This is a genomic window from Pontibacillus chungwhensis, assembly GCF_030166655.1.
Lineage (GTDB): Bacteria > Bacillota > Bacilli > Bacillales > BH030062 > Pontibacillus.
Genome location: NZ_CP126446.1, coordinates 2054871 through 2066210, shown reverse-complemented (window position 1 = coordinate 2066210; position 11340 = coordinate 2054871). Strand labels below are relative to the sequence as shown.

Annotated in this window: 9 protein-coding genes; 1 reads left to right on the top strand and 8 read right to left on the bottom strand. The window is 40.1% G+C overall.

The features are described 5' to 3' along the window. Positions 1 to 15 precede the first annotated feature (15 nt). The 5 genes from QNI29_RS10670 to QNI29_RS10650 form a co-directional block, all read right to left on the bottom strand. Positions 16 to 228 (bottom strand): acetyl-CoA carboxylase biotin carboxyl carrier protein subunit, encoded by a 213-nt coding sequence (locus QNI29_RS10670; RefSeq protein WP_231416466.1) that lies wholly within the window; start codon positions 226 to 228, stop codon positions 16 to 18. Then, on the bottom strand, positions 225 to 1577 hold the full coding sequence (locus QNI29_RS10665) for an acetyl-CoA carboxylase biotin carboxylase subunit (RefSeq protein ID WP_231416465.1): 1353 nt from the start codon (positions 1575 to 1577) through the stop codon (positions 225 to 227). The genes QNI29_RS10670 and QNI29_RS10665 overlap by 4 nt, the downstream gene beginning before the upstream one ends. Before the next feature lie 20 nt (positions 1578 to 1597). Further along, the gene (locus QNI29_RS10660; protein ID WP_231416464.1) at positions 1598 to 3238 is read right to left on the bottom strand and encodes an AMP-binding protein; all 1641 of its coding nucleotides are present in this window, start codon (positions 3236 to 3238) and stop codon (positions 1598 to 1600) included. Between the two features lie 39 nt (positions 3239 to 3277). Continuing rightward, on the bottom strand, positions 3278 to 4420 hold the full coding sequence (locus tag QNI29_RS10655) for an acyl-CoA dehydrogenase (protein ID WP_231416463.1): 1143 nt from the start codon (positions 4418 to 4420) through the stop codon (positions 3278 to 3280). 94 nt (positions 4421 to 4514) lie between these two features. Continuing rightward, positions 4515 to 5111 carry a TetR/AcrR family transcriptional regulator gene (locus QNI29_RS10650; protein ID WP_231416462.1) on the bottom strand — a complete coding sequence of 199 codons (597 nt, stop codon included), beginning with the start codon at positions 5109 to 5111 and terminating at the stop codon, positions 4515 to 4517. A gap of 201 nt (positions 5112 to 5312) precedes the next feature. Here QNI29_RS10650 and QNI29_RS10645 point away from each other — a divergent pair, with 201 nt between their 5' ends. Then, positions 5313 to 6278, top strand: a complete 966-nt coding sequence (locus QNI29_RS10645; protein ID WP_231416461.1) for a nucleoside hydrolase — start codon at positions 5313 to 5315, stop codon at positions 6276 to 6278. Positions 6279 to 6322: 44 nt separating this feature from the next. Here QNI29_RS10645 and parC read toward each other — a convergent pair whose 3' ends face one another. The 3 genes from parC to QNI29_RS10630 form a co-directional block, all read right to left on the bottom strand. Next, positions 6323 to 8779: a DNA topoisomerase IV subunit A gene (parC, locus tag QNI29_RS10640; protein ID WP_231416460.1), complete on the bottom strand. Its 2457-nt coding sequence runs from the start codon at positions 8777 to 8779 to the stop codon at positions 6323 to 6325. 17 nt (positions 8780 to 8796) lie between these two features. Beyond that, on the bottom strand, positions 8797 to 10749 hold the full coding sequence (gene parE, locus QNI29_RS10635) for a DNA topoisomerase IV subunit B (protein WP_231416459.1): 1953 nt from the start codon (positions 10747 to 10749) through the stop codon (positions 8797 to 8799). Positions 10750 to 10926: 177 nt separating this feature from the next. Further along, positions 10927 to 11340 carry a CoA-binding protein gene (locus tag QNI29_RS10630; RefSeq protein WP_231416458.1) on the bottom strand — a complete coding sequence of 138 codons (414 nt, stop codon included), beginning with the start codon at positions 11338 to 11340 and terminating at the stop codon, positions 10927 to 10929.

Below are 11340 nucleotides of genomic sequence, written 5' to 3'. Positions count from 1 at the left end.
AGAATCCCCTTCCTTTTATTCAAGAATGGCTACAACATCCCCCTCATTGACAAACTCTCCCTCTTGGACCTTCAGTTCTTTTACTGTTCCATCATCATCTGTAGCGATGGGGATTTCCATTTTCATTGATTCTAAGATCAAGAGATCCTGACCGGATGTAACCTGATCTCCTTCTGCCACTACAATTTTCCATACACTTCCTGCCATGTTTGCCTTAACTTCTGTCATTTTGCTTCCTCCTTTAGATAATAATCTTCTACAAAACTAGTGGTATAATTACCGCGTTTAAATACTTCATGATTCAGCACTGTTCTCAGCATAGGGAGGTTTGTTTTAATACCTTCAACTTCATATTGGCTTAAAGCATAAGACATTCTTTCTATTGCTTCCTCTCTTGTTTCCCCCCACGTAATGCATTTTGCGATCATAGGATCATAGAAGGGAGATACAAAGCTCTTCGAGTGAACAGCCAACTCATGTCTAATGTGATCCCCAACTGGTAGTTGCAAATTGTTCATTTGTCCAGGTGCAGGGTAAAACGTCTTCGGATCTTCTGCGTAAACTCGGACCTCTATGGCATGGCCATGAATCGTTAATTCGTTTTGCTTATATCGCAACGCCTCGCCTGAAGCAATGCGAATCTGCTCTTCCACTAAATCAAAGCCGGTAATTTCTTCTGTTACAGGGTGTTCAACTTGAAGGCGCGTGTTCATTTCAAGGAAGTAAAATTGTTGATTATCATCCACCAAAAATTCAACTGTACCTGCATTTTGATACCCGAGTGCTTGAACGGCTTTAAGTGCTGCCTCACCCATTTTGACTCTTGTTTCTTCTGAGATATAAGGAGAAGGTGCTTCCTCCACAACTTTTTGGTGCCTCCGCTGTACAGAACATTCCCGCTCAAAAAGGTATATAGCATGGCCTTTCTGATCAGCCAATACTTGAATCTCTACGTGATGGGGATTTACAATTTTCTTTTCTAAAAACATCGTCCCATCCCCAAAAAACATTTGCGCTCGCTTAGCGTTACTTTCATAGGCCTTTCTTAATTCCTCATCATTTGTGACCACTTGCATTCCGATGCCGCCACCACCAGCAGACGCTTTTAGCATAATAGGATACCCAATTTCAGAAGCGGCTTTGACAGCTGCATCAGCATCTTTCGTTGACGAAGACGTACCAGGAATAACGGGAACTAAGGCATCCTTCATCATCCTTCTCGCTTCCACTTTACTTCCCATACTCCTGATTACATCGCTTGTGGGACCAATAAAGGTTATACCTTCTGACTGGATTCGCTCTGCAAAATCGCCATTTTCACTTAGTAACCCATAACCTGGGTGAATGGCATCAACCCTTGCTTTTTTAGCGATCTCAATAACTTTATCTACTTGTAAGTAACTCTCATGAACTCTTGACCCACCAAGAGGAAAGGCTTCATCTGCTTCCTTAACATACGGACTATCCTCATCTGGTTCGGAATAAATCGCTACGGTTTGAATATTCAAGCGCTTACATGTTCGGATAATGCGAGAAGCGATTTCTCCTCGATTAGCAATAAGTAGTTTCGAGAACATCTTAGATTCCTCCATTCAAATTAAGTTTGATTTTGGATGAGATGAAGTGCATTTTCGCGCAAAATATATTTTTGGATTTTACCACTCGCTGTCATCGGGTATTCTGATACAAATTCTATATACTTTGGTATCTTGTGACGAGAGATTTCCCCGTGGCAAAATGTTTTGAGCTCCTCTTTCGAAAGCTCTCTACCTTCCTTCAAAATAACCCACGCCATGAGTTCTTCTCCATATTTTTCATCAGGTACTCCGATGACCTGAACATCTAACACATCTCCATGAGTGTATAAGAACTCTTCTACCTCTCTTGGGTAGATGTTCTCACCCCCGCGAATAATCATATCCTTAATTCTTCCGGTGATCTCCACATATCCTTCTTCATCCATTACAGCTATATCACCAGTATGAAGCCATCCTTCCTCATCAATAGCGGCAAAAGTAGCTTCCTTATTCTTGTAATACCCTTCCATCACTAAATACCCTCTTGTACAAAGTTCGCCAGGCACCAAAGCTTGTACTTCCTCACTAGTTGCCGGGTCAATGACTTTGACTTCCACGTTTGGGTGAGCTCTTCCAACAGACCCTACCCTTCTTTCAATTGGGTCATCCGTTGTAGTTTGGGTGATTACAGGGGAAGATTCAGTCTGGCCATATGCAATCGTAATTTCACTGGCCCCCATTTTATGAATGACTTTTTTCATAACTTCCATAGGACATGTTGATCCTGCCATAATACCTGTGCGTAAATGAGGAAACTTAAAATCTGAAAAATCAGGATGATTGAGTTCTGCTATAAACATTGTCGGCACCCCATGAAGCGCCGTACATTGTTCATCTTGAACCGCCCGCATCACAGCCACAGGTTCGAATTGTTCTAAAATAACCATTGTGCTCCCTTTAGAGACGGCTGCCATTGTACCAAGCACACAGCCAAAACAATGAAAGAATGGGACGGGTATGCACAATCGATCATCCTCAGTTAACTTCATCGCATCTGCTACTTGGTTCCCGTTATTTACAATATTGTAATGGGAAAGCATAACCCCTTTAGGGAAGCCAGTTGTACCAGATGTATATTGCATATTGATAACGTCTTTATGGGATAAAGAAAGTTTACGCTGCTTGAGCTGCTCAGAGGTTATACGCTTTCCTTCTTCCATAATTTCTTTCCATGTATACATTGAAGACTCATTCCGGTCATTAAGAATGATTATATTTTTTAGATGAGGTAAATTAGGGCTATAGAGTTTACCCTTACCAGAATGACCGAGTTCAGGACAGATTTGCTTTAAAATATCTACGTAAGAAGTACCTTTATACTCCTCAGCCAATATTAGAGTCGTTGCATCAGATTGCTTCAATAAATATTCGAGCTCTCGTGCTTGATAATTAGTATTAACTGTGACGAGAACCGCACCCATCTTAGCTGTAGCAAATTGAGAGATAAGCCATTCTGGTTTATTGTCTGCCCAAATGGCAACATGCTCACCCTTTTGAATACCTAAACTCATAAAACCTTTTGCGGCTGCATCTGTTAGGCTATCAAATTCACGATATGTTTTTCGGATCCCAAGCTCCGGATAAACGAAAGCTTCATGCTCAGGATGAGCACTCGCTTTATCCTCCAGCAATTCTCCAACCGTCTTTTCTAATAAGGGCATTGTTTACCTGCCTCCTCTATAAATTTAGTAAATCGTACACTAACACCCTAACTGACGACTAATGACCAGACGTTGGATCTCAGATGTTCCTTCTCCTATCTCTAATAACTTCGCATCACGTAAATAACGTTCTACCTCGTACTCACGCATATATCCATAACCACCATGAATCTGGATGGCTTGATTCGCTGACCGGAAAGCGGTTTCAGAAGCAAACAACTTAGCATAAGCAGATTCTTTCGTGAAAGGCTTTTTCTGGTCTTTAAGCCAAGCTGCTTTAAGAACAATGTTTCTTGCTAATTCTACTTCCATTGCCATATCTGCTAACTTAAATTGAATGGCTTGAAAGTTTGAGATTGGTTGACCAAACTGTTTCCGCTCCTTTGCATAAGCTAATGCTTTATCGAGGGAAGCTTGTGCGATTCCTACAGCTAGAGCAGCAATTGAAATCCGACCTCCATCTAATGTGTGCAAAAATTGCTTAAAACCTTTTGAAGGATCACCTAAAATATTCTCCTTTGGAACACGAACATCCTCCAAGATTATCTCAGATGTATTTGATGCTCTAACTCCCATCTTGTCATAATTACTTGAGATTTTAAGACCTGGTGTATCTGTCGGAACAAGAAAAGCAGATATAATGTTTTTTCCTCTACTATCTTTACCAGAAACAGCCGTTACGGTTAACGTCTTAGCGTACCCTGCATTAGTAATCCAAGATTTCTCTCCATTAATCACAAATTCATTTCCATCCTGAATCGCCCTTGTTTGAGTTCCTCCAGCATCGCTCCCGGCATTAGGCTCTGTAAGCCCAAACGAAGCAAGTGCTTCCCCTTTCGCTAGTGGCACCAAAAACTCTTTCTTATGTTCTTCTGTTCCAAAGTAATAGATTGGACTTGAACCAAGGGATACAGCTGCAGCATAACTCAACCCAGTTCCTCCGCAGACGCGGCCTATTTCCTCAACAGCCAGAGCATAAGTAATCGTATCTCCACCAGACCCTCCATATTCTTCAGGGAAAGGAATGCCTAACATACCGAGTTCACCCATCTGATCAAAAATATCTTTAGCAAACGTGGAAGTCTTATCGAGTTCTACGGCCCTTGGAGCAATGACCTCTTGTGCAAATTCCCTAACCATTTTCTGTGTCATTTCTTGCTCTTTACTTAATTCGAAATTCATTCCATCTACTCCTTTATCTTTTTTAATTGACCGACCGCTTAGTCGGTACAATTCACATGTAAGCGCTTTATAAAATTCTGAAAAAAATAGAATTCTATAACTTTAAAAGACTTTGATCTGGTTCTTTTAAAACAGAATGCAAGATTAAATCTACGTAGATGTTCGCAATCTCATCGATACTTTTTTCTCCATCCTTCTTGTACCATTTGTAGGTCCAGTTCACCATGCCAAGGATCGACATACCCGTAATCACAACTGGTAGTTCCTTTCTGAAATCACCAGTCTGCTGACCTTTTTCAATAACAGAGAATAAAAGCTCTTTAAATTCATTTCGTTTCTCTTTAATTCGTTCTTCATAATGCGGTTTTAAGTACGTGCTTTCTTGGTAGAAGACATAAATATGTGGCTTGTATAGATCGAATACTTTTACGAAGGATGTGATCATCTCTTGAAGTTGCTCTGTGGGATAGTGGTAGGTTTGCTTCGCTACATGTGCTTTCTCTAAAACATATGTAATGAAGGTATCGTGTATCACATATAACAATTCATCTTTGGATTCAAAGTGGTGATAAAATCCTCCCTTTGAAGCCTTGCAATGCTCAACAATTTGATTGACTGTTACACCGTGATAGCCATCTTTCTCGAATAAAACGAGCGCTGCATCGATTATTCTGTCTTTTAACTCTTTCATAGATCATCTACTTTCTATTATTTTTTCATTTACATCATAGCACAAAATTCTGAATAATTGAAATACTCTTTGGTTTGGTTTATTATTTTTTTGTTCGGAGTTGCTACTAAGTATAAGGAAGTGTTAATGGGGATTTCTTCATGTTATAGTTTGGATTTAATTACCATATAGTGTAATAAATGGTTAAAAGGGGTGTTAGAGGTGCCCAAGAAGATCTTATTCTTTGGAGACTTTGGTATCGACGATGTCATTGCCTTACTATATGCTCGAATGGAGCCTTCTATTGAAATTGTCGGTCTCGTTACAGGCTATGGAAACATTTCAGAACATAACGCTGAAAACAATGCTCTTTTCTTGCGTGCGTTAACGAAAGCAGAATCTTCGATTGATATTATTCGAGGAGCCTATAAACCTTATACTGGAGCCTTTCCCATTTACCCTAAGGACATCCATGGAGAGTTTGGATTAGGTCCTCTCTCGCCTTATTCATCCGACATTCAGAATAAGCGTATTCACGAGTATTCAAAAGCAGTCGACATCATTAAACGATACCGTAATGAGTTAACGATTGTAAATGTAGGCAGACTTTCTTCCCTTTCCTCAATGTTTGTGCTCTATCCTGAAATAGCTGAAATGATCGAGGATATTTATGTGATGGGAGGCGCATTTCACACCCCAGGAAATGTCACGCCAGTGGCAGAAGCGAATATATATGGGGATCCCTATGCTGCAAATCTCGTATTTACAGTCCGAAAAAAAGTAAAAATTATACCCTTAAATGTCACAAACTTTGCTATTCTCACTTCAAATATGATCCACACCATTAAAGATTTCTGCAAAGACCCTATGATTGGCTCTGTTCTCGTAGAAATATTTGACTATTACTACACGTATTATCAGAAATCAAACGCTACCCATTCACAAACCGGAGCTCCTATTCATGACCTTCTTGTTTTATGGGCTGCTCTCCATCCAGGATCCATATCTTACATAGAAGCTCCTGTTACAGTAGTAGTTGAAAAAGGAGAAGCTTATGGGCAAACCATCGTAGATTTACGTCTAGGTAATAAAAAGGAAGATTATCCTCTCCAACATATTGCAATGAAATTTGATTATGAAGCCTTCATAAATTCAATAATGAAAGCTTTCATAGAATCTAATCAGTAAAAAAGGACTCTAAAGTAAATCCCTTTAGAGTCCTCTCCTTTCATCTATGATGGTTCTTCTTCCGTATCAAACACTTTCTCATAGTCGGCTTCTCTCCATACTGCCACGACTTGACCATATTCATCCTGGTCAATAACAAATGACCCATTACTATATCTGTCACTCGCTTTGAAGGAACCTGCGTTAATCTCTTGAACCGTTCCATTTTCTGTTTCAAGGAAAAGGATTTCTTGACCTTGAGTAAGTTGTAAACCTACGACACGATGAGGATTGTTCTTCAGTTCCCTTAACATAACTACACCACGTTTTGCGCGAGAAGACTTTTCAAATTCTTTTAGCCTCATCCGCTTCACTGCACCCCTTTGAGTAGCAAGAAGGACTGATGGATCACTGTTCTCTTCAAAAACTTTACCTGCTACAATTTCTTCATCCTCTTTTAATGCCATAGCTTTAACACCAGCTGCACGTTGACCGATAATTTTCACTTCTGATTCATGATACCAGAGCCCATATCCCGTATTAGTAGCAAGGAAAACGTCCTGATGGCCGTCTGTTACATGTACATCCACCACTTCGTCTTCTCCTTTACAATTAATAGCTACTAGTGGTTTCGAATAACGTTGTGCTTGGTAAAGAGATATTTCGCTTCGCTTGATCATTCCTGCTTTGGTCACAAATAAGAAGTATTTTGCTTCTTGAAAATCTCTAATTGGCACAGCTCGGATGATTCGCTCATCTTTTTCAACAGTAATTAAATTGGCAATATGCTGTCCAAGATCTTTCCAACGGATATCTGGTAACCCATGGATTGGAAGATAGAGGTAATTACCTTTATTGGTAAATAGAAGGATGGTGTCGGTTGTATTGACTTCGAATAACCCGAGGAGACGATCTCCCTCTTTCATGGCAAAGTCTTCTCCTCCTGAAGCTGCATAGGAACGTAGGCTTGTACGTTTAATATAACCTGCTTGCGTAACAGATACGAGAATATCTTCGCTAGGGACTGTTACTTCAGGGTTAATATCTAATTTTTCGATTTCGTCTTCAATAACAGTTAGACGGTCTGTATGATATTTCTTTTTCATAGAAGCCAGGTCTTTTTTAATAACCTTAAGTAGTTTCTTTTCATCTGCAAGAATTGCTTCTAACTCACTAATTCGTTTATTTAATTCCTCTGCTTCCGTTTGAAGAGATGTTATATCTGTATTCGTTAATCGATACAATTGCAAGTTTACGATGGCTTCTGATTGAGGTTCAGTAAACCCGAACGCTTCCATAAGTCTCTTCTTTGCATCTTGTTTATCACTTGAAGAACGAATGGTTGATATCACTTCATCTAGAATCGATATCGCTTTAATTAAACCCTCTACTATATGAGCTCTTTCTTTTGCTTTTCGTAACTCAAATTCAGATTGCCGCGTTACTACATCCCTTTGGTGAGCTATATACGCATCAAGAATCCCTTTAAGACTCATTAACTTAGGGGTTTTGTCATGGATCGCAACCATGTTGAAATTATAGCTGATTTGCAGATCGGTAGCTTTATAAAGATACTTTAATATCCCTTCACTATCTACTTCTTTTTTCAACTCAATAACAATGCGTAATCCTGTACGGTCCGTTTCATCTCGAACTTCAGCAATGCCCTCGACTTTTTTGTCTATTCGCAGTTCATCCATTTTCTTAACAAGATTAGCCTTATTTACCTCATAAGGGATCTCATCTATTACAATTTGTTCGCGATTACCACGTAACTGCTCAATAACAGCGCGGCCACGAACAACCACTTTTCCTTTTCCTGTTTCATAAGCTTTCTTAATTCCATCTACACCCTGTATAATACCACCTGTTGGGAAATCAGGACCTTTCATAACAGCCATTAGATCATCTACAGAAGCTTCCGGACGATCGATCTTCATCATGACGGCGTCAATCACTTCACTTAAGTTATGAGGAGGGATTTCTGTTGCATACCCTGCTGAGATACCTGTAGAACCATTAACCAATAAGTTAGGAAATTTAGCTGGGAGTACAACAGGTTCAGCGATTGTATCATCAAAGTTTGGGATGTAATCCACTGTCTCCTGATCAATATCTCGAAGTAGTTCAGAAGCCATACTAGAAAGCCTTGCTTCTGTATAACGCATGGCAGCCGGGGGATCTCCATCCACACTCCCATTGTTTCCGTGCATCTCCACTAATAGGTTTCGAAGCTTCCAGTCCTGACTAAGTCGAACCATCGCGTCATAAACGGACGTATCACCGTGAGGGTGATAGTTACCGATAACCGTACCAACTGTTTTGGCTGCTTTACGGTATGGTTTATCATGGGTATTCTTTTCCTGATGCATCGCATATAAAATACGACGTTGAACAGGCTTCAAACCATCGCGCGCATCAGGAAGCGCGCGATCCTGTATAATATATTTACTATAACGACCAAACCGGTCACCTAATACTTCTTCTAATGGCAAATCCATATACTGTTCTGACTGAGACAAAAGGTGAACCTCCTACTCTATTGCAATTTATCATTCTCTAAAATATTACTTTGTTCTTCTAATCCAAAGGCTACGTGAGATTCGATCCACTTCCTGCGCGGCTCTACTTTATCACCCATAAGAGTGGTAATACGACGCTCAGCTTGAGCTAAATCATCAATTGTTACACGGATCAGGGTTCTTGATTCAGGGTTCATCGTTGTTTCCCAAAGCTGATCAGCGTTCATCTCACCAAGACCTTTATATCGCTGAATGGTATACCCGTTTTTAAACTCTTTTAACACTTGCTGCATTTCATCTTCTTCCCATGCATATCGTGTCTTTTCTTTTTTCCCTTTTCCTTTAGAAATTTTATATAAAGGTGGAAGAGCAATATAGATTTTACCTTCTTTCACGAGTTCTTGCATATAACGGTAGAAAAATGTTAAGAGCAATACTTGAATATGGGCACCATCGGTATCAGCGTCCGTCATAATAATGATTTTGTCGTATTGACAATCATTGATATCAAAATCCGAGCCAACCCCTGCTCCAATGGTATGGATAATCGTTGAAATCTCTTCATTCTTTAGGATATCCTGAAGTTTTGCTTTCTCTGTATTAATGACCTTGCCTCGTAAAGGAAGAATAGCCTGGAATCTTCTATCCCGTCCCTGCTTAGCAGAACCACCAGCAGAGTCACCCTCAACGAGATACAGTTCATTTTTCTGAGCATTTTTAGATTGAGCTGGTGTTAACTTTCCACTCAGTAACGTTTCTTTTCGTTTTTTCTTCTTTCCTGATCTCGCATCTTCCCTAGCTTTTCGAGCGGCCTCGCGTGCCTCCTTCGCTTTAATAGCTTTACGGATAAGCATCGTTGCCACATCAGGATTTTCTTCTAAGAAATACGATAATTTTTCTGCTACAACCGCATCCACAGCACTTCTAGCTTCAGACGTTCCTAATTTACTCTTCGTTTGTCCTTCAAACTGAAGTTTCTCTTCAGGGATTCGAACGGAAATAACCGCTGTGAACCCTTCCCTGATATCATTACCATCTAGGTTCTTATCTTTTTCTTTCAAGAGTCCTGTTTTCCTGGCATGATCATTAAATATTCTTGTTATAGCCGTTTTAGCCCCTGATTCATGTGTTCCACCATCCCTTGTACGGACGTTGTTCACAAATGAGAGCATACTTTCAGCGTACCCATCATTAAACTGAAAACCAAAATCGATTTCAATTTCATCTTGAGTCCCTTCAAATGCTACTACAGGATGAAGTGTATCTTTTTCTTCATTCAAGTAGGTTACAAACGACTCTAGTCCATCAGGATACTGATAGCTTTCCTTTTGGTCTTCCTGACGTTTATCATCTAGAACAATTTCCATTCCTTTTAGTAAAAATGCAGCTTCTCGCAGGCGTTCTGACAAAGTTTCGAAATTGAACGTTGTCATAGAGAAAATCTCAGAATCAGGTTTAAAGTGAATAACAGTTCCACTTTTTCTTGTTGCCCCTTTATTCTCAAGCGACGTGACAGGTTTACCACCATTTTCAAAACGTTGATAATACGTTTGTCCATCACGATAAATGGTCACTTCAAGCCATTCTGATAACGCATTCACAACAGAGGCCCCTACACCATGCAGGCCACCACTTGTCTTATAACCGCCTTGTCCGAACTTACCACCAGCATGAAGCACGGTAAGTATGACTTCAGGGGTGGGCTTACCAAGTCGGTGCATCCCCGTAGGCATACCACGCCCTTCGTCACGTACTGATACACTTTGATCTTTATGGATGGTCACCGTAATTCGGTTCCCATAACCCGCTAACGCTTCGTCAACGGCATTATCAACTATTTCATATACTAGGTGATGAAGCCCGCGATGGTCTGTGCTTCCTATGTACATACCAGGTCGCTTTCTAACTGCTTCTAACCCCTCTAGTACTTGTATTGAATCATCATTATATTGAGTAGAATTCTTAGCCAATCTATTTGTACTCCTTTCAATGCTCTTACATCTATAATAGAACGGATGTTCGTTTTTGTAAATAAGAGCACGGGCAAAGCGCCTGTCTTTTATTTTAGCGGTTTCTACAATTTAATCAAATAACCTTTTTCCACGAAAAGAAAAAAATCCCTGCAAGAACAGGGATTTTCTCTCTTATTACCTTCCTATTGTAACAGAATGGGCAACTTTAATACAGAGGTCCATTAGCACTGTCATACCTTGTTCACTCAAATAACGAAAGGTGTCTTCATCCTGGACACCTTGCTGAGCCCAAAAAACCTTTGCTTCAGTCTGAACAGCTTCTCTGGCCACCTCAGGCAAAAATTCTGAGCGCCTGAAGACATTAATCAAGTCAAAAGGTTCCTCGATTTCACTCAAAGAAGAAACCGCTCGTTCGCCTAGTGATTCTTCGATCGTTGGATTTACAGGAATGATTCTATAGCCCGCATCCTGCATAGCTTTTGAAACTTGATAAGATGTACGTTCAGGACGATCCGATAAACCAACTACGGCAATCGTTTTTGTTTGACTTAAGATATCTTTAATCTCTTCATTAGAAGGATTTCGCAT